Genomic DNA, 18,840 nt, shown 5'->3' with positions numbered 1-18,840 from the left:
CGGGATGGACGTACCGCTGGTGCACCAGTTGTTCCGCCAGGAGCATGGCTGGGTAGCTACGTACGGAAGGGATAAGCGCTGAAAGCATCTAAGCGTGAAGCCCCCCTCAAGATGAGATTTCCCAATTAGTAAGACCCCTTGAAGACGACGAGGTAGATAGGTTGGAGGTGGAAGTGCAGCAATGCATGGAGCTGACCAATACTAATCGGTCGAGGGCTTATCCTAAAAGTTTTTCGAAGAAGAACTGGCTTCGGAAGCGTTACGCTTTGCATCGAAGCAGCTTCGAAAACAAATTCTAAAACAAGCAAATCGTTTCGTATCTAGTTTTCAGGGAGTCAATAAAGCTTTTCGAAGCTCTAGCAGCTTTGGAATGGAAAATTGGCTTTCAGCATTTGGCGATGCTGGATCCTGAATATAAGCATTTTGCAAAGAATGCTCCGTTTGGTGGCGATGGCGGAGGGGTTCCACACGTACCCATCCCGAACACGACCGTTAAGCCCTCCAGCGCCGATGGTACTTGGACCGAAGGGTCCTGGGAGAGTAGGACGCCGCCAAGCGGAAACCACTTTTGTGGTATTTTTTTTGCCCAATCCTTACATTTATTTATCGTTAATGTTCCCTGATAGCTCAGTTGGTAGAGCACTCGACTGTTAATCGAGTTGTCACAGGTTCGAGTCCTGTTCGGGGAGCCACATGTGGAGAGGTGTCCGAGCTGGCCGAAGGAGCACGATTGGAAATCGTGTAGGCGCCAAAAGCGTCTCGAGGGTTCGAATCCCTCTCTCTCCGCCAGCATTCATTTCCTACATATTGAGGCCCGTTGGTCAAGGGGTTAAGACACCTCCCTTTCACGGAGGTAACAGGGGTTCGAATCCCCTACGGGTCACCATATTACTTAGCTTCGATTGGGGATGAGAACCCAAAAGGGTTCGTCGGAGCATATACTTCGGTAGCACTGCTTCGCAGTCTCGAACGAAGTGAGAGTATCCCCTACGGGTCACAATTTCTTTAAAACCCATTTATATGGAGGCTTAGCTCAGCTGGGAGAGCATCTGCCTTACAAGCAGAGGGTCGGGGGTTCGATCCCCTCAGCCTCCACCATATATACTTTTTATTACTGACGCGGGGTGGAGCAGCCCGGTAGCTCGTCGGGCTCATAACCCGAAGGCCGCAGGTTCAAATCCTGCCCCCGCAATTACTTTCTATTTGAGAAAGTGCCTCTGTGGAACCGTGGTGTAGAGGCCTAACATGCCTGCCTGTCACGCAGGAGATCGCGGGTTCGAATCCCGTCGGTTCCGCCATTCATATTAGCTCCAGGGATGAGAATCCCATCTTATAAAAATTACACTTCGCCGGTGTAGCTCAATTGGTAGAGCAACTGACTTGTAATCAGTAGGTTGGGGGTTCAAGTCCTCTCGCCGGCACCAGATTTTCATATGGCGGTCGTGGCGAAGGGGTTAACGCACCGGATTGTGGCTCCGGCACTCGGGGGTTCAAGTCCCCTCGATCGCCCCATTTAACTGTTGGGGATTAGCCAAGCGGTAAGGCAACGGACTTTGACTCCGTCATGCATAGGTTCGAATCCTATATCCCCAGCCAGTTTACCTCAAAATTAAGAGCCATTAGCTCAGTTGGTAGAGCACCTGACTTTTAATCAGGGTGTCGAAGGTTCGAGTCCTTCATGGCTCACCAGTTCTTTAAAAGTGTGCGCGTGTGGCGGAATTGGCAGACGCACTAGACTTAGGATCTAGCGTCTTTGACGTGGGGGTTCAAGTCCCTCCACGCGCACCATGATATGCGGACGTGGCTCAGCGGTAGAGCATCGCCTTGCCAAGGCGAGGGTCGCGGGTTCGATTCCCGTCGTCCGCTCCATTTAACTGTATTACATTGCATCGGGATGTAGCTCAGCTTGGTAGAGCACCTGGTTTGGGACCAGGGGGTCGCATGTTCAAATCGTGTCATCCCGATATTTTAATTAAATTCTGCATATGCGGGTGTAGTTCAATGGTAGAACTCCAGCCTTCCAAGCTGGTAGCGTGGGTTCGATTCCCATCACCCGCTTAATAATATGAATCACCTGAAACCCTTGCTTTGCAAGGGTTTTTTCTTTGTTCCATTTTTACAAACGATTGAGGGACGGGCAAATCAATATCTTCCTTGGATCTGCCCTGATCCTGTTATCGGAGGTATTTCCGCCTGTTCCAGCTAGGGCGTATAAGAATCGCGAAATATAAAGGGAAATCCGAACAAACATCAGGCGAATAAGATGATCAGCCAATCCTATTCAGAAATGTTGCAGAGAATAATCAGACTGGTTTCGAGTTGCCAAACAAACAATTACGGCTTGTGAATCTGTGTGTTCCTTAATGGACCCGCAGTTCATAGGCCGTTATTTTTTGCGGTAAATATTTCTCAAAGGTTCTTTACGGACCGATTTACTGTAGCTGCTATGAGACGGCTTAGCCATTGTGATTAGCCGAAGCAAATAATCTAGCATAAGTAACTAAGTCCAAAAACATCCTATTTATACTATTGCCCTTACCAAATTCTGATTTTTTCATAAGATACAATGTATTTTAAATCAAGGGGGTGTTAAGGAATGAGTGAAGTTGTAGGAGTTGGCGTTGGCTATGGTTATGGATATGGATTAGGCAAAAGTACGGCATTTATCTTAGTTCTGTTCATCTTGCTGGTTATTATTACTAGATCCATTTTGTTTTAATTAATTAGCATTTTAGAGGCCCTGCCAGTATTGTGCTGGCAGGGTCTGTTTTGCCTGGGCTAATCTCATACACATTATTACTAAAAAGCCAGAAATACTGAAGACCCTGCTGGCAGAGTACTAGCAGGGTCTTTGCTATTTAAAATCCCTAGGTTTTGGGATAATCGCAAGTAAGATGAAGAGTACGAGAACTGTAAGATTAGTTTATATTATGAGCGTTCACTAAAATCGTATGGATAAATGAATTTGTTAAAATTCATATTTTTATAATCTTGGATTATAAGTCCGAAACTATGCTATAAGTTATTTAATTTATCTAAACACATTCCTCATTCCCAGTGTTTCCTCTATATCTATGTGAGTGTGGAATTCTTCCGTTTACTGTTGTGCAGCCTTCAAAGCAATGATAATGTCCTCCATTTGGCAAGAGGTAATAAAAAGGACGTGAGAATGCTCCAAACCAGGATCATTAGAATGAACGACAAAACCTGTTACTGGTATTTCCAATTAAAATCACCCTCCAATATCCAATTTTCATGTTATTAGCGAGCTGTAATAACCAATTCAACCCACATTGGTACCAACATATTGCATTTGCTTGATTCCAATATGCTTTAAAATTATTTCCTTCAAAAAGTAGGCTCAAGAACGTCGCTGACTAAGAGAAAATCTAAAGACCGCTTCACCACTCTTTATGCATGTATTAAGATTTGGCTAGAGTAGCGGATCAAATACGACAATAAAGAAGAATTTACTTCAATATTTGATGTATTTTCTATTAGATATCAATTTCTGAGCGCTCAGGTAAAAATATGAATATTGACATATTGCGGAAATCAGGCGAACATTAACTGAAAAGATATTTTCCCAGGAGGCTGCGATGAAAAACAAAATCAGAGTTGGTATGATTGGTTTGGGTGCCCGTGGTATGGGGCTGTTACAGGGTATTATCTTACATATGGATGATGTAGAGGTTGTGGCTGTATGTGATTTGTATCAGGATCGCTGCGATCAGGCGGCGCACAGAGTGGAGGAAACGGGCATTTCCCGTCCGCTGGCGACATGCGATTATCGCGAAGTGATGGCGATGGGCAATATCGATGCCGTGGTCATCGGTGCTTCCTGGGCTGATCATACGGAAATTGCCATCGCTGCAATGGAAGCAGGGATTTATGCGGCCTGTGAGGTAGGCGGAGCCTATTCGGTGCAGGAATGCTGGAAACTCGTAGAAGCTTATGAGCGTACCCGTGTACCGTGCATGATTATGGAGAATTGCTGTTACGGACGAGATGAAATGATGGTGCTGAATATGGTGAAGCAGGGAGTTCTCGGTGAGATTGTCCACTGCGCCGGCGGCTATCAACATGATTTGAGAGAAGAGATTGCTTTTGGCAAAGAAAACAGGCACTACCGCTTAAGCAACTACATTCATCGTAACTGTGAGAATTATCCGACGCATGAGATTGGCCCGATCGCACGTATTTTGAACATTAATCATGGCAACCGTATGGTGTCGCTGGTATCGATGGCTTCGAAGGCCAAGGGGATGCAGGCTTATCTCCGCAAGGCTAAAGGTGAGGATGCCGAACTCGCTCAAACCGATTTTATGCAGGGTGATATCGTTACTACCATCATCAAATGCGCGCATGGGGAAACGATCACCATCACACTGGATACTACGCTGCCGCGTTATTATTCCCGGGGATTCACCGTACGCGGAACAAATGGTATGTATACGGAGGACAACCAGTCGATCTATCTGGACGGCACGCACGTTGATTTTCATGCGGACTGGAAAGAGCAGTGGGGCAATGTAGAGCAGTTCAGAGAACAGTATGACCATCCGCTTTGGAAAAAATATATCGAGGAAGGTGTCAAAGGAGGTCATGGAGGCATGGATTGGCTTGTGTTCAAGGACTTTTTTGAAAGCGTGAAACATGGAACGCAAACACCGCTGGACGTGTATGACATGGCTTCGTGGATGTGTATTTCCACATTATCGGAGGAATCGATCGCCCTCGGAGGACATCCGGTGGCTATTCCAGACTTTACAAACGGCAAATGGATGACCCGTTAAATCAAATCCTATAACGCACTTATGAATAAAAGGCTGATAAGCGATTGCTTGTCAGCTTTTTTGCGTCCCCAATAAGTGAGAGATCGGTCTTTAGTGTTAACAAAGTATAATTCATGATCAAACATAGCAGAATAGGAAAAACTCATGTTAACCATAAAATGAATCATTATAGGGGGAAATTGAAGATGTCTAATGTGAAAACAGCCATTATTTACTACAGCTCCGGTGGTACAAACTACCAGCTCGCACAATGGGCTGCAGAAGGAGCCCAAGAGGCCGGATCCGAGGCTAAGGTTCTGAAAGTGGCAGAAACAGCACCTCAAGCAGCCATTAACTCTAATCCAGCTTGGAAAGCCAACTATGAAGCCACGAAGGATGTTCCCGAAGTGACACTGGCTGATCTGGAATGGGCAGACGCTATTATTTTCAGTGTTCCTACCCGCTTCGGCAACATGCCGGTTCAAATGAAACAGTTTCTCGATCTGACAGGCGGACTTTGGTTCCAAGGGAAGCTTGCAAACAAGGTCGTTAGCGCCATGTCTTCTGCACAAAACCCTCATGGAGGTCAGGAAGCAACTATTCTTTCCCTCTACACGACCATGTACCACTGGGGAGCAATTGTGGCTGCACCGGGCTTCACAGATCCTTCTATTTTCGGAGCAGGCGGCAACCCTTACGGTACTTCCGTGACGGTGGGTCAAGACGGCAAAATGGTTGAGGACGTGAAAGGTGCAGTCGTTCATCAGGCTAAGCGTACGGTAACCGTAGCAGACTGGGTCAAAAAAGGACTTAACGCAAACAACTAATTTTCGTGACAACGATAAAAGACTGGACTCGAAGCATCGATGATGTCTTCAGAGCCCAGTCTTTATGTTTGTCCGAGTATAAATGACGTCCTTTACTTCGGACGGTGTATACTTATTGCACCTTAATGACGATGGCATTGCTGATTTTGCGGCCAGGGGTTGTCAAGTATTTGCCGTTATAATACAGTCCGCTTGATGCGCCCCCGTCCAAATTCATTGCCTGGTAGGCACCTGCTTCCCGCATGATTTCTGCCAGCTGTGGAATGGTCGCTCCTCCGGTTGTCAGAAGAATGAGTTTATGGTCCTTGGTAATGCCAAGAGCGCTGCGTGCGCCCCCGCCTGTCAGAATCTTCGGATCCTTGAAGCCTTCCTGTTTCACGTTCAGCGATACTTTGCCGTCGACGATCAGGCGCGGTCCTGCCTGCAGCCCACCTTCAATAAGACCCTGATTATACTTGCCTTGGAAATCCGCGCCTGAGATCAGGCTTGCAAGCTGGTTTTCATCATAGGTGAAAATGACTCTCTGATCTCCGGAGCTTGCCATTTTGATAGCGCCTTTGCTCAGGATATAGCCATAAGGAGCCTTATAGCTGCCCGTCGTATAAGCGTCAAAGAAGGTCCCGTTAATAGCGACGGTTGCTCCGCTGCGTTTGGCGATGCTGCTGAGATCTTCGACCATCCCCGGGGTATTGCCGGCAAGCACCACGTCCATCTGAACCTGCGGATGCATAAGAGAAACGGTCACCATCTGTACGTTAAAGGACTTGCCGCCCACTTTAAAGGTTTTCTTTTCGCTGACAACTGGATTGGGGAGCGCTTGACCGGCAGTACGTGTGACCACAGGGAGAACGGAGGAAGCCTTCTCTGTGGAAATCTTCACCGCATTGCTCGTCTTCAGCCACTCCAGCTTGTATCCAAGCTCCTTGCTTAAGATTTGTAGCGGTACATAGATGGATCCGTTGTCCCTAAATGGCGCATCCTGCAGAGTAACAGCCTTATCGTTCACGAGTGCCGATTTTTGTCCTAGGGTCATTGCGATATGTACACTACCATGAGTAATTCCAATGCGTTTGGAGGCTTCATCCCACTCGATGCTGCTACCGTCGAACCCGTTCACGAAACGGACGGATACAAAGGAATGATTGCTCTTGGCATCCATGATGACCATGTTTTTGGGAGGTGCGGCCGCGAAGGCTGAAGGCATTAACAACATGAATACGAGAAATAGTAATGCGATTGATTTTTTCATCATTTTGGCGGATATTCCCCTTATTGTGTGATTTATTCCTGCTATTGTAATATCGGAAAAATCCTTCTTAAGTTGAAGGGGGGGGTGGGACTTTTATCTCTTGCCGGGGTACAAAGAACTAATAAAATGTAACATCAACAAGAGGGGGATGTCGTTGCGATAAGTGCTGGATTGCATGGGATTTTTTGCTATAATGTCATCAAGTAAGAGGAAAGATGGAAACGAGGAGACTAGATAATGAAAAAAGAAAGCTTCATTAAACCCGATCCTGCGAACTGGTTGAAAAAATTCCATTATTCCACCCCAATCAAAGTGCGTTACTGTGAGACAGATATGCTGGGACATGTGAATAACGTTAGTTATTTTATGTATTTTGAGCAGGGCCGCATTGAATATTTTGAGAATCTGGGCCTCTTTGGCTCAATGTTCGGCGGTGAAAAGGTGGCAGTTGTCGCGGATTTGGAATGCCAGTACCTGGCGCAAATGTACCGGAGCGACAAGGTGAATCTTCATGTGCGGGTGGCTTCGATAGGCAGATCCTCCCTGGACGTGGAATATGCCGTTGTGGTGGAAGAGCAGCTGAAGGCAGCCGGGCGCGGGGCAATCGTACTGATCGATACGGCAAGCGGGAAGAGCACGCCGATCACGGAAGAGGTCTGCGAGGTGATCGCCGCTTTTGAGAAGGAAGGATTAAACGGGCTCTAAGAAGTTCTCATGGGATTCAGGCGAAGGCACCTGTTTGCAGCAGGTGTTTTTTTGTGAGAAGATACTAAAGGCAAAATCTCAATCTTCTAAACATTGCAGTCTATTTTCACTTAAGGAGTTTTACATATGGCGAAATCCAAGTTCTACGTGGTATGGGAAGGGAAAAAACCGGGAGTCTACACCTCATGGCCTGAGTGCCAGGCGCAGGTGAACGGTTATACGGACGCAAAATATAAATCCTATGAATCCCGCACCGAAGCCGAGGCGGCTTTTAAAGGCGGATGGAAGGGAAACTGGGGGCAGGGCAAATCCTCATCCTCCAAAGGAACAGGAAGCAACAAATTTGCCGGCAAGAAATCTGAATCAGCGGATCAGGAAGAGATTATTTATGACAGCATCTCCGTTGACGTCGGCACTCGAGGCAATCCCGGACCGGTGGAGTACAAGGGGGTAGATACACAAACGGGAGAGATTCTGTTTTACGTCGGGCCGGTCGAGAACGGAACCAACAATCTGGGTGAATTCATTGCGATTGTGCACGGCTTGGCATATCTGAAGAAGCTGGGCAGCAGCAAAACGATCTATTCCGATTCGAGAACGGCTCTCGCCTGGGTTAGAAACAAAAAGCCGGCGACGACGCTTGTCCGAAACGAGTCCACACGCAAGATTTGGGAGCTGACCGACCGTGCGGTGGAGTGGCTGCAGAACAACAAGTATGAGAACAAGATCCTCAAGTGGAACACGGAGAAATGGGGAGAAATCAAAGCGGATTTTGGGCGGAAATAATAGGGGGATAGAGAGACAGAGAGCCGACGTACATGGTACGCCGGCTCATCCTATATCTAGATGTCAACAGCCATGCGAAAACCGATATTACCTGTGGAGCTGTCTGGCGTGTTACTGCTGCGGGCAGCGACGCGATAACGGTTGCAGTAAGATTGATGGCACAGATAGGAGCCGCCCTTCATGAGGCGAGAAACGCCTTCTGCAGGACCCTGCGGCTGCTCGGATGATCCGCGCTTGTCCGGATTCTGCGTAAACCAGTCGGCGCACCATTCCCACACGTTGCCGGAGACGTTGTAGAGCCCGTAGCCGTTTGGCTTGTAGGCATCCACCGGTGCGGTCCCAAGGTAGCCGTCACTCGCGTGATTTTTCGTCGGAAACACGCCCTGCCAAATGTTGCAGCGATGTTCGCCATCCGGGCGCAGAACGTCTCCCCAAGGATAACGTTTGCCTTCCAGACCGCCGCGGGAAGCCGCTTCCCATTCTATTTCGGTCGGTAGGCGTACACCCGCCCATTCGCAGTATGCCTGGGCATCATTCCAAGACACATGCACAACCGGATGATTCATGCGGTCATCCACGCTGCTGCCCGGGCCTTCCGGTACGCGCCAATAGGCGCCTTCAACACCATGCCACCACGGTGTCTGCTGCGGAGAACCGACAATGCTGACACGCTCTAGATCGGGGATCAGCAGATGAAAAACATAGGACCAGCCGAAGCGTTCCGCCTCGGTGACGTATCCTGTTGCGGCAACGAAAGCGGCATATTCAGCATTAGTTACGGTATAAGGCGAGATGCGGAACGATTTTACGTGAACCGGCCTTGCCGGTCCTTCAGCATCGGAGGGGAAGCCTTCGCCATCATTGGTACCGAGTATATAGATGCCTTCCGGAATGACTGGCCATGAGGATGTTTCGGGTCGCTTCATTGCATCTGCTGCTTCTATTTTTGCTTCCGGAACAGATGCAGTATCGATACGCTCAGGCAGCTTGTGTTCATGCTCCATGGATGGGGTTCCGCAACCGGATGAAGCTTGGGCGGCCATTCGCCTAGCTGCACAGCAGGAAGGTACTTTGTCCGGGGATGTATCATGCTCAGACCTGCTTGCCGGTATATCAAATTTGAATTCAGCTGGCACGGCGTTACACTCCTCTCTTGGTTAAAAAATGGCTGTATGAAAGATTAAACGGTAAGCTGACTCAGCATAAGCTGCGCGGCACCGATGGCTATAGCCTCTTCGCCGTAGGAGCCCTTGCTGAAAATAACCTGATATTTGGGATAATGATAGGTTTTGCGTATCGCGGTTTGGGTGGCGGTGTAAAAAAACAGGTTGGAGTCAGTCATCAGCGGGCCGCCCAAAATCACTTTCTCAGGATTCAGAATGTTCAGCAAATTGGCCAGACCGATGCCAAAATACGTCGCAGCCTGCGTCACGATTTCCGTGACCATCGAATCCATAGCCTTCAGCGCCTTCATGATATCCGGAAATTTGGCGGGTTCCCCGGGCCTCAGCATCTGGTGCAAAACGCTGCTTCGGCCGAGCCGCAGCCTGGAGTTTACCTCCCGCTCAATGGCATACACCGAAGCGTAGGTATCCAGCGCGCCATAGTTACCCTGCGCCGTACGGTAAGGGAGACCGTCCGCCTGGATGATCATCTGTCCGAAGGAGCCTTCCATATCGACGGCGCCGTGGATCAGCTTGTTATCCGTCATCATGCCAAGCCGTAGACCGGTACCTGCGTGAACATAAAGCATATGACGGAAATTCTTGGTCCGGTTCGCCCATGATTCGGCAATCAGCGCCGTGTTGGCCCCGTTATCCAGGATAACGGGGAAACCTAGACGATCCTCCAGCATCTGCACGGCCGGTACATGGTTCCAGCCTGGAGCGGCAAACCATTCGGGCTCCTCGATCACACCGGCTTCCCGGTTTAGCGGCCCGACCGCGCCAACACCCATGCCAATCACCTGTTCAAAAGAGATACGATGCTTATCCATCCATTCCTCTACCTGTACGGTGACCTGTTGCATAAAACATACGGGCGTGGTCTCTTCGGTCATGCGCCATTCTGTGGAATCAAGCTTGTTGCCTGCCAGATCCAGCAGCACCAACCGGGATATCACCCGTGAAATATCCAAGCCGAAAGCATAGCCGTAATCCGCCTTGACCTGATACAAGATGGGACGACGTCCTCCGGTAGAAGCTCCAAGTCCGCTTTCGGAGATGATCCCGATGCCGACAAGCTCTTCCAATACCCGGGTGAGCGTGCTTACGGTCAGGCCGCTTGAGACAAGCAAGTCGTTTTTGCCGATCTCCTGCTTGCGGCGGATGTCGTGGAACAGCTCCTTTGCTTTCGGCGAAGGAATGCGTTTTTCAGCGTCGATGCGCTGTTTTTTTTCGTTAAGCATATATAACAATCCCCACAATCCCTGATACCAAAATCATTGCCAGCGGATGCAAGCGAAAACGGATCATGGCGATCATTGCGGCCACAAAGATTGCGATGCTGGCAAAGGTGCTTATGGACAAACCTGTAATAAAGCCGGAATGTATGGTCATGGTATAAGCGGCGTAGGCAATCAAAGCGATGACGGCCGGCTTCATGCCGCTCAGCGCAGCCTGCACCCAATGATTATCATACACACGGTAAAAAATCGTAGCAACGAGAAACATAATAATCGCTGATGGCAAAACGATACCCAGCGAGGCAATCAGGCTGCCGATCCATCCGTCTGCGGTATACCCGACATATACGGCGATGTTCATCGCTACCGGTCCGGGAGCCATTCCCGCCACCGCGATAGCCTCTGTATACTGCTGCGCCGTCATCCAGCCTTCCTTCAGAGCCGCGTGCTCAATGACGGGAAGCATGGCATAGCCGCCTCCGAAAGACATAAATCCAATTTTAAAAAAAGTCCAAAACAGCTCAAGCATGACTTAACCTCTTTTCTGCGAATGAGGATTTGATATAAACCCTGAACGGTTGTGAGTGCATCTTATAGGTCGAGGCTACATTGAGTGGTACCGGCCCTGCTCCTTCTTTTTGCCGCTCGAACTTTTGGAGGTGTAGACGGCTTCGGCTACGAGGCCAATGACAATGCCGATGCCAAGAACAAACAAAGGCTGAACCGGAAAAAAGAGAAGTAAAATCAGGCAGGTAGCGGAAACGCCCCAGGTTACCGGATTGTGGAGTGCCTGCTTTCTCATTCTTATCGCTGCATATACGATGAGGGCAACGACCGTAGGTTTAATGCCATGAAGTGCGGCCTGTACATAGCGGTTGTCGCTGAAGCCTGAGGCTGCGGCGCACAGGATCAGCATGATGAGAATGGTTGGCATGGAAATGCCGATAACGGCGGAGAGCAGACCCGGAATGCCGGCAATGCGGTATCCTGCAAGCGCGGCCACGTTGACGCCGATTCCGCCGGGAGCCGCACCAGAAAGCGCGGTAATCTCACTCATTTCCTTGGGGGAGAGCCACTTGCGGTGTTCCGTTAATTCTTTATCAATCACCGGAAGGATGGCATAGCCACCTCCAAAGGTGGTTGGTCCTATTTTCAGAAAAGATACAAATAGCTTGGCGCTTAAGCTAAGCTTATTTTCATTATGAAGTTCCAGCATCATTTTTCCTTCTTTCGCTTCGTACTGTATGACTTCAAGAATCAGTATATCTCACTTAATTTCATTTTGGAATAAAGAAATAAAAAAATAGGTGAATTATTAAATATTCATACTTTTACAGGTGGAAAAATCCAATTATTCAATTCTCTTTTTATCAAATTGGGGGTTAGGAAATAGATGTAGAAGTTCTCAAAAATGGAGCTTCCCGGCTCCATTCCAATTTGCTAGGATAACATTAAAGGAGCTGATGACATGCTAAGTTTGGAGAAATATTGGGAAAATACGCAAACCCTTCAAGTAAACCGGCAACAACCGCGGGCTTATTACATTCCTTATGCGGACGCAGTATCGGCAAAAACAGGCAAAAGATCTAGATCTCCGTTTTATCGGACGCTGAATGGCGGCTGGAAGTTTAAATATTACAGCAATGTACATAACATCACGGAACCCTTTTACGAGTCTCATTTCGATGCTTCTGGCTGGGGCGATTTGTTAGTGCCTTCCTGCTGGCAGACCGAGGGCTATGACCAGCTTCATTATACCAACGTGAATTACCCGATCCCTTGCGATCCACCATATGTGCCAGATGAAAACCCGGCCGGATTGTACGTGCGCGATTTCCGGATTGCGGATTCGTGGAATGGCAAGCAGACCTATACGGTGTTTGAAGGGGTCAATTCCTGCTTTTATATATGGGTGAACGGCCGATTTGTCGGCTACAGCCAGGGAAGCCGGATTCCTGCCGAATTTGATATTACCCCGTTTGTGCAGCCGGGCGTGAACCGGATGGCGGTCATGGTGCTGAAATGGTGTGATGGAACCTATTTGGAGGATCAGGATTTATGGCGGTTCTCGGGGATTTTCCGGGACGTGTACTTACTCGGCAGGGATCCGTCGCATGTTCGCGATGTTTTTGTTAAACCGGAGCTTTCCGGTGATCATGCCGACGGCGTTCTCCGCTGTGAGCTGGACACAACCGGCCCGCTTACGATCAAAGCAGAGCTGCAAGATGCGAAGGGCAGCGTATGTGCGGTTGGACAAGTGCAAGCGCATGGACAGGCAGTGCTTACACTGAACCTGGCAAATCCGACTTTATGGAATGCGGAGAATCCTTATCTGTACGAGTTGTATTTGAGCGATGGGCAGGAGGTCATTCATTTTCCGGTCGGATTCCGGACGGTCTCCGTGGAGAAGGGCATATTTAAGATCAACGGGCAGGCGGTCAAGCTGAAAGGGGTCAACCGGCATGATTCCCATCCGGATCTTGGACAGACCGTGCCCCTGAATCATATGATTCAGGATCTCATGCTGATGAAGCGGCACAATATCAATACGGTGCGTACCTCCCACTACCCGAATGATCCGCGTTTCCTTGAGCTGTGCGACCGGTTCGGCTTTTATGTGGTGGATGAATCGGATCTGGAATGCCACGGATTGGCGGTATCTGGAGATTTCCATCAGCTGACACGGGATCCGGCCTGGGAGAAGGCTTTTGTGGACCGCGTGGAGCGGATGGTGGAGCGGGACAAGAACCATGCTTCTGTCATCATGTGGTCGCTCGGCAACGAATCGGGATATGGAGCCAACCATATCGCCATGGCCAAGTGGGCGCAAAAGCGCGATGATTCGCGTCTTGTGCATTACGAAGGAGCAGCGAAGAGATACGAAGGCGATGCGGATACGGAGGACCTGGATATCGAGAGCGAAATGTATCCTTCTCTGGCTTACGTGGAGGAATATGGTGCAGATGAGAGCCGCAGCAAGCCGCTATTTTTGTGCGAATATAGCCATGCTATGGGCAACGGCCCGGGAGATCTGAAGGAATACTGGGATTTGTTCTATCAATATCCGAACCTGATGGGCGGCTGCGTCTGGGAATGGAATGATCACGGGATCCGCGTTCAAACAAATGGGGGGACCGAGTATTTCGGATACGGGGGCGATTTCGGAGATCAGCCGAATGACAGCAATTTCTGCATCGACGGCCTGGTTTCACCAGACCGTGTTCCTCATACCGGACTGCTGGAGCTGAAACAGATTATTGCGCCGGTCCGCATTGAAGCAGAGGATCTGGAAGCCGGAAAATTCCGTGTGACGAACCTGTACGATTTCAGCACTTTAAGCCATCTTTCTTTCACCTGGAAGCTGGAAGCGGACGGGGAGCTTATCGAACAAGGCGTACTGGCTGTTGAAGCAGGACCGCATGAGTCGGCAGCAGTCATCGTGCCATTCAAGCAAAAAGTAGACGAAGGCCGGTATTTCCTGACGATAACGATTCACTTGAAAGAAGAAACACCGTGGGCGGAGGCAGGGTATGAGATTGCATTTGCCCAGTTTGAAATCGGCAAAAAAACGGCTGGATCGGATCAAGAGCAGGCTTGGCTGGATGAACTCAGACAGCGCCCGCTGGACATCCGGGAGGAAGGAAACCTCGTTACGGTGGAAGGGATGGACTTCTGCCATGTGTTTGATAAGGTAAAAGGTACCTTTGTCCGTCTATCGAAGCAGGGTGTGGAGATGATTCATTCGCCGCTTGGCTTCAGCATTTGGCGGGCTCCGACCGACAATGACCGCAACATCAAGCATCGATGGACGGAAGAGGGCTATCACCGTGCCGGAATGAAGGTGTATGCATGCTCGATCCGGAAGCAAACGGAGCACGACCTTGAAATCGCCGCCGAGTTCTCCATGGGTGGGTACATCAAGCATCCGGTGCTGAAAGGGCAGGCCATATGGCGGGTTGACGGTTCCGGTGAAGTTGAGGTCGCAGTTAAAATCAAGGTGAGAGAGGGATTGCCGTTCCTGCCTCGCTTTGGTCTTCAGGTGACCATGCCGCGAGGGAACGAGGAAGTGGAGTACTTCGGTTATGGTCCGCATGAAAACTATATCGACAAGCGTCATAGTACACGGATGGGTAAGTACCTGCTCCATGTAGACGATATGTTCGAGCCGTATGTAATGCCGCAGGAGAATGGTTCGCGATATGGGACGGAGTGGGCATCCGTCACGAATGAGCTGGGCATGGGACTGATGTTCACCGGCAGCGAGGCCTACTCATTCCATGCGTCTCACTATCTGCCTGAGGATCTTGATCAGGCGGGACATCAGCATGAGCTCGTGAAGCGGAAGGAGACGATCGTTCATCTGGATTATAAAATGAGCGGGGTCGGATCGAATTCCTGCGGTCCGGAACTGCTGGAGAAATACCGGCTAGATGAGAAGGAATTCGAATTCGCAATGCAGCTGCGTCCTGTGTATAAAGAAGACGAGTAGGATACTAATATATGAAAGAAAAAACGGTTCCTTTGCAGGAGCCGTTTTTTGCACATTCATCTTTAATTGGCGCGGATATCGAGCACTTCATACTTGAGTACACCCATGGGCGCGGATACGCTGACGATGTCACCGGCCACTTTGCCGATTAGTTCTTTGCCGAGCGGGCTTTCGTATGAAATCTTATTGTTATGCGCATCAGCTTCCGCCGGACTGACAATCCGGTATTCGACGATTTCTTTAAACTCGATATCATTAAGCTTAACGAAGGAACCGATGCTTACGGTGGAAGTATCGGTACTGTGAACGACCCGTGCTTTGTTCAGCGTTTTCTCCAGCTGCAGAATGCGCGTTTCCATAAACGCCTGGTCATCCTTAGCGGAATGGTATTCGCTGTTTTCCTTCAGATCGCCATAGCTGATCGCTACCTTTAGCCGTTCCGCAAGCTCTTTGCGTTTTACGGTTTTCAACTCTTCAAGCTCGGCCTTCAGCTCTTCCAGACCCTCGGGGGTCAAAATCAGTTCTTCATTGGACATATTCAACACCTCTTTCCTAAATTGTACACGAAATGGCGGCTGAAAGCGAAGAAATCAGAATAAACGGTTATAGCCAAACTTGCTCTGGAGGCAGGGTTCTTTTCTCGCGTATACTATTTTTAATATAAAAGGAGGTATGCCTGTTGCAAATGATGTTCGAATATAACTGGGACGTACGCGAGGACTGGTTCAAATGGTGCGGTGAAATCAGTGAAGCCGAGCTTCTTGAGAAGCGTACGGGCGGCGTCGGAGGGATCCTGCATACATTATTTCATATCATCGATGTGGAATGGAGCTGGATCCGGTCACTGCAGGGCAAAAGCGACTTCAACGAAAGTTTCGAGCAGTACCGGAGCATCAGGCAGGTCCGCGAGCTGGAAGCATCCTTCCGTCCCGAAGTGGAGGCTTTCGTCCTGAACTGGAATGACGGCTTGGAGAACCGGGAGTTCCGCGACGTCACACCTGACGGCAGGGAAGAACTGGATACCTGGGGAGAAGTCATGCGGCATATGATTGCCCATGAAATTCACCATATCGGCCAGCTGTCGGTATGGGCACGGGAGATCGACAGAAAACCTGTTTCGGCGAACTTGATCGGCCGGGGATTGGCATCCGGGATCCGCTAAATTCAGCGCTCTGCACCCTTCAATGCTTTGCTGCTACGGCTTACCATGGCTTATAGTCCAAAACCCGAAAGTATGACCACTTCGAATATCTTTTGCTGAGTGAGCTGGAAAAATACAGTCCCCCGGCAATCAATTCCCCTTGCGGACCATTTGCTGCTGAACCTGAACCCTGTGTTTCTATGAAGAATCACAGGGTTCTTTTTACATAAAGCTCTTATATATCAGTGGAAATCACCAAAAGAATCAGGGTATGATAGAAAGAAAGCGAACTTTTAGATTAGACAAACGAAAGAGCAAGGGGCTTACCTATGAAAAATGTGCTGGTGACAGGTTACCGCGCGCATGAGCTGAATATTTTCGGCCAGAAGCATCCAGGGATCGTATATATTCAAAAGGCCATCACTGCCAAGCTGATACAGCTGGCCGAGGAAGGGCTGGAATGGGTCATATCGCCGGGACAATACGGGGTGGATTTATGGGCTTGCGAAGCGGCGATTGCCCTGAAAGAACAATATCCCGATCTTAAAATCGCCATTATTACGGCTTTTGCGAACCCTGAAGAGAACTGGAAAGAGGACAAGAAGGACTATTATAACCGGATATTGCAGGGTATTGATTTTTACGAAACGGTAAGCCGTCAGCCGTATGATGGACCATGGCAGTTCAAGGCCCGCGACGATCTTCTGTTCCGCAAAACGGACGGCATCATTCTCGTTTATGACGAGGAAACAGGTGCAGGCAGCAGTGCCCGGTTTTACAAGGAAAGAGCCTTGAAAAAGCAGCAGGAGGAAGGATACTTCTTCCAGAGCATCAGCACCGAAGATATTCAAAGCCTGGCGGATGAGGATGCATCCAGCTGGAGAGACGAAGGCATAGATATCAGCTGACGATCAATACATATAAAGAAGGGATGAGTAGATTGATCCGATTCGGAACGATTGGCACCAACTGGATTACGGAACGTTTTCTTCACGCGGCGGAGGAGAATGATGAATTCTTACTAACGGCGGTATATTCCCGCACGGAGGAAAAGGGTCGGGAATTTGCGGCCCAGTTTGGCGGTCCTAAGGTGTATACAGATCTTACCGCCATGGCCTCAAGCGATGAGATTGACGCGGTTTACATTGCGAGTCCGAATTCTTTTCATGCGGAGCAGGCGATTCTGTTCATGAACCACGGCAAGCATGTCCTGTGTGAGAAGCCGCTTGCGTCGAGCAGCGACGAGGTGCGCAGAATGATTGCGGCGGCGGAGGCCAACAACGTGGTGCTGATGGAGGCGATGAAATCCACCCTGATGCCGAACTTCAGGGTCATGAAAGAGAATCTGTACAAAATTGGCCAGGTGCGGCGATATTTCGCTGGCTATTGCCAGTACTCCTCGCGTTATGACGCGTTTAAGCAGGGAACCGTGCTGAATGCGTTCAATCCGGAATTTTCGAACGGCGCTTTGATGGATCTGGGTATTTACTGCATTTATCCGATGGTGACCCTGTTCGGCAAGCCTGAAGCGGTGAAGGCCGTTGGTGTGATGCTGTCTTCGGGCGTAGATGGTGAAGGCAGTCTGGTGATGCGCTATCCGGACATGGATGCCGTTGTCATGTACTCGAAAATATCCGATTCCTTCCTGCCAGCCGAAATTCAGGGGGAAAACGGTACGATGGTGATCGACCGGATCAACCAGCCGTACGACGTGAAAATCCAGTACCGGGACGGCAGTATAGAAAATCTGACTCAGCAGCAGATTCATGAATCCATGTATTACGAGCTGGAGGAATTTATCCGCATGATCGGACGCGGTAGACTGAGCAGCAAAATCAATTCCCATGAAACCTCGCTGGCGGTTGCCGAAGTCATGGAGGATGCCAGAAGACAGATCGGCCTGAAATACGCGGCTGACACATGGTAATGTTCGACCCGACCATTTTCGATAATCTGAAGGTTGCCTTCGAAAATCAGCTGTATGACCTGGATAATCTCGATGGTGCCATCCGGATCACGGGCCGTACCGATCGCATGGAGATGTCCGTCATGGCCCGCGATTTTGCCATCCGGTTTGAATTGACGGGAGAACCGGATATTTCTGCCGAGATCCGTTTGGAGGCATCCCTGACTGACTTGGCCGCCGAGATTCTCGAGCTGAAGGGAGAGCAGCCTGGATGCTTTCTGACAATTGGATTCGGGATGAAGGTGAGCCGGGCGGAAGCGGAGCGGGAATGCGGGCAAATCGAGTCTATTTTGAAGGAGATCTGGCAGGAAATTCCGCTTGTGCAGACCCTCAGCCACGTCTATGGAGTGGATTCGGATATCTATCGTAACGAAGCGGAGCTGAGATTCCAGCGTAAAATCGATGAAGACCAGATGGAGGATATCCCAGAGCTGATTTTGCATGTGCTGCGTTCCATGGAAGTGCTTAAGAGTCATTTTTCGAGATGATATATTCAGG

General features: G+C 49.5%; 16 protein-coding genes, 14 tRNA genes, 2 rRNA genes and 1 pseudogene. 26 read left to right on the top strand and 7 right to left on the bottom strand.

The annotated features are described in order from the left end of the window. From MUG84_RS20340 to MUG84_RS20260, 17 genes are all read left to right on the top strand, one after another. Nucleotides 1–225, top strand: a 23S ribosomal RNA gene (locus MUG84_RS20340); the annotation flags it as partial. Nucleotides 226–440: 215 nt separating this feature from the next. Beyond that, nucleotides 441–557, top strand: a 5S ribosomal RNA gene (gene rrf / locus MUG84_RS20335). A gap of 59 nt (nucleotides 558–616) precedes the next feature. Further along, nucleotides 617–692 (top strand) — tRNA-Asn (locus MUG84_RS20330). Nucleotides 693–697: 5 nt separating this feature from the next. After that, nucleotides 698–789, top strand: a tRNA-Ser gene (locus tag MUG84_RS20325). Nucleotides 790–811: 22 nt separating this feature from the next. Beyond that, nucleotides 812–886 (top strand) — tRNA-Glu (locus MUG84_RS20320). 136 nt (nucleotides 887–1,022) lie between these two features. After that, a tRNA-Val gene (locus MUG84_RS20315) sits at nucleotides 1,023–1,098 on the top strand. Nucleotides 1,099–1,118: 20 nt separating this feature from the next. Next, nucleotides 1,119–1,192: transfer RNA gene (locus tag MUG84_RS20310), tRNA-Met, on the top strand. Nucleotides 1,193–1,221: 29 nt separating this feature from the next. Continuing rightward, nucleotides 1,222–1,298, top strand: a tRNA-Asp gene (locus MUG84_RS20305). Nucleotides 1,299–1,348: 50 nt separating this feature from the next. Then, nucleotides 1,349–1,424: transfer RNA gene (locus MUG84_RS20300), tRNA-Thr, on the top strand. A gap of 12 nt (nucleotides 1,425–1,436) precedes the next feature. Beyond that, nucleotides 1,437–1,512, top strand: a tRNA-His gene (locus tag MUG84_RS20295). A 9-nt stretch (nucleotides 1,513–1,521) separates the two neighbouring features. Beyond that, a tRNA-Gln gene (locus tag MUG84_RS20290) sits at nucleotides 1,522–1,596 on the top strand. Nucleotides 1,597–1,613: 17 nt separating this feature from the next. After that, nucleotides 1,614–1,689, top strand: a tRNA-Lys gene (locus MUG84_RS20285). Between the two features lie 15 nt (nucleotides 1,690–1,704). Continuing rightward, nucleotides 1,705–1,788, top strand: a tRNA-Leu gene (locus MUG84_RS20280). Nucleotides 1,789–1,794: 6 nt separating this feature from the next. Continuing rightward, nucleotides 1,795–1,869: transfer RNA gene (locus MUG84_RS20275), tRNA-Gly, on the top strand. A 21-nt stretch (nucleotides 1,870–1,890) separates the two neighbouring features. Next, nucleotides 1,891–1,964: transfer RNA gene (locus MUG84_RS20270), tRNA-Pro, on the top strand. A gap of 23 nt (nucleotides 1,965–1,987) precedes the next feature. Continuing rightward, a tRNA-Gly gene (locus MUG84_RS20265) sits at nucleotides 1,988–2,058 on the top strand. 538 nt (nucleotides 2,059–2,596) lie between these two features. Beyond that, nucleotides 2,597–2,719, top strand: a complete 123-nt coding sequence (locus tag MUG84_RS20260; RefSeq protein ID WP_244728224.1) for a YjcZ family sporulation protein — start codon at nucleotides 2,597–2,599, stop codon at nucleotides 2,717–2,719. 316 nt (nucleotides 2,720–3,035) lie between these two features. Here the strand turns inward: MUG84_RS20260 and MUG84_RS27675 are convergent. After that, nucleotides 3,036–3,146 (bottom strand): annotated as a pseudogene (locus MUG84_RS27675) (YmaF family protein); the annotation flags it as partial. Between the two features lie 453 nt (nucleotides 3,147–3,599). Between MUG84_RS27675 and MUG84_RS20250 the strand changes: the two are divergent. Together MUG84_RS20250 and wrbA are read left to right on the top strand one after the other, a co-directional pair. Beyond that, nucleotides 3,600–4,796, top strand: coding sequence for a Gfo/Idh/MocA family protein (locus tag MUG84_RS20250; RefSeq protein ID WP_244728222.1), 1,197 nt, complete (start codon nucleotides 3,600–3,602; stop codon nucleotides 4,794–4,796). A 185-nt stretch (nucleotides 4,797–4,981) separates the two neighbouring features. Beyond that, a complete protein-coding gene (wrbA, locus tag MUG84_RS20245) occupies nucleotides 4,982–5,602 on the top strand; it encodes an NAD(P)H:quinone oxidoreductase (RefSeq protein WP_244728220.1) in 621 nt (206 codons plus the stop codon). 112 nt (nucleotides 5,603–5,714) lie between these two features. Here the strand turns inward: wrbA and MUG84_RS20240 are convergent, their stop codons facing one another. Then, nucleotides 5,715–6,851 carry a phosphodiester glycosidase family protein gene (locus MUG84_RS20240; protein WP_244728272.1) on the bottom strand — a complete coding sequence of 379 codons (1,137 nt, stop codon included), beginning with the start codon at nucleotides 6,849–6,851 and terminating at the stop codon, nucleotides 5,715–5,717. A 237-nt stretch (nucleotides 6,852–7,088) separates the two neighbouring features. On the opposite strand from MUG84_RS20240, the gene MUG84_RS20235 reads away from it, so the two are divergent. Together MUG84_RS20235 and rnhA are read left to right on the top strand one after the other, a co-directional pair. After that, complete coding sequence (locus tag MUG84_RS20235) at nucleotides 7,089–7,556, top strand: acyl-CoA thioesterase (protein ID WP_244728218.1); 468 nt, start codon at nucleotides 7,089–7,091, stop codon at nucleotides 7,554–7,556. Between the two features lie 126 nt (nucleotides 7,557–7,682). Then, entirely contained in the window at nucleotides 7,683–8,342 is a 660-nt protein-coding gene (rnhA, locus tag MUG84_RS20230) for a ribonuclease H (protein WP_244728216.1), read from the top strand. A gap of 56 nt (nucleotides 8,343–8,398) precedes the next feature. On the opposite strand, the gene MUG84_RS20225 is transcribed toward rnhA, so the two are convergent. From MUG84_RS20225 to MUG84_RS20210, 4 genes are all read right to left on the bottom strand, one after another. After that, nucleotides 8,399–9,268 (bottom strand): formylglycine-generating enzyme family protein, encoded by an 870-nt coding sequence (locus tag MUG84_RS20225; RefSeq protein WP_244728269.1) that lies wholly within the window; start codon nucleotides 9,266–9,268, stop codon nucleotides 8,399–8,401. 254 nt (nucleotides 9,269–9,522) lie between these two features. Continuing rightward, on the bottom strand, nucleotides 9,523–10,749 hold the full coding sequence (locus MUG84_RS20220) for an ROK family protein (protein ID WP_244728213.1): 1,227 nt from the start codon (nucleotides 10,747–10,749) through the stop codon (nucleotides 9,523–9,525). Further along, entirely contained in the window at nucleotides 10,742–11,275 is a 534-nt protein-coding gene (locus tag MUG84_RS20215; RefSeq protein WP_244728211.1) for a chromate transporter, read from the bottom strand. Before MUG84_RS20215 ends, MUG84_RS20220 begins: the two co-directional genes overlap by 8 nt. Before the next feature lie 75 nt (nucleotides 11,276–11,350). After that, the gene (locus tag MUG84_RS20210) at nucleotides 11,351–11,965 is read right to left on the bottom strand and encodes a chromate transporter (protein ID WP_244728209.1); all 615 of its coding nucleotides are present in this window, start codon (nucleotides 11,963–11,965) and stop codon (nucleotides 11,351–11,353) included. Nucleotides 11,966–12,214: 249 nt separating this feature from the next. On the opposite strand from MUG84_RS20210, the gene MUG84_RS20205 reads away from it, so the two are divergent. Beyond that, nucleotides 12,215–15,235, top strand: coding sequence for a glycoside hydrolase family 2 TIM barrel-domain containing protein (locus MUG84_RS20205; protein ID WP_244728207.1), 3,021 nt, complete (start codon nucleotides 12,215–12,217; stop codon nucleotides 15,233–15,235). Between the two features lie 62 nt (nucleotides 15,236–15,297). Here MUG84_RS20205 and greA read toward each other — a convergent pair whose 3' ends face one another. Then, on the bottom strand, nucleotides 15,298–15,771 hold the full coding sequence (gene greA, locus MUG84_RS20200) for a transcription elongation factor GreA (protein WP_244728205.1): 474 nt from the start codon (nucleotides 15,769–15,771) through the stop codon (nucleotides 15,298–15,300). A gap of 143 nt (nucleotides 15,772–15,914) precedes the next feature. On the opposite strand from greA, the gene MUG84_RS20195 reads away from it, so the two are divergent. From MUG84_RS20195 to MUG84_RS20180, 4 genes are all read left to right on the top strand, one after another. Next, on the top strand, nucleotides 15,915–16,397 hold the full coding sequence (locus MUG84_RS20195) for a DinB family protein (RefSeq protein WP_244728203.1): 483 nt from the start codon (nucleotides 15,915–15,917) through the stop codon (nucleotides 16,395–16,397). A gap of 308 nt (nucleotides 16,398–16,705) precedes the next feature. Continuing rightward, nucleotides 16,706–17,284: an SLOG family protein gene (locus MUG84_RS20190; protein ID WP_244728201.1), complete on the top strand. Its 579-nt coding sequence runs from the start codon at nucleotides 16,706–16,708 to the stop codon at nucleotides 17,282–17,284. Between the two features lie 32 nt (nucleotides 17,285–17,316). After that, nucleotides 17,317–18,303, top strand: coding sequence for a Gfo/Idh/MocA family protein (locus tag MUG84_RS20185; RefSeq protein ID WP_244728198.1), 987 nt, complete (start codon nucleotides 17,317–17,319; stop codon nucleotides 18,301–18,303). Next, a complete protein-coding gene (locus tag MUG84_RS20180) occupies nucleotides 18,303–18,830 on the top strand; it encodes a hypothetical protein (protein ID WP_244728267.1) in 528 nt (175 codons plus the stop codon). The genes MUG84_RS20185 and MUG84_RS20180 overlap by 1 nt, the downstream gene beginning before the upstream one ends. Nucleotides 18,831–18,840 lie beyond the last annotated feature (10 nt).

The sequence above is a fragment of the Paenibacillus mangrovi genome, assembly GCF_022898935.1.
In the GTDB taxonomy this organism is placed as follows: Bacteria; Bacillota; Bacilli; order Paenibacillales; family Paenibacillaceae; genus Paenibacillus_AQ; species Paenibacillus_AQ mangrovi.
Note: the sequence above shows the minus strand (reverse complement) of the source record. Positions and strands in the feature narration are given on the sequence as shown.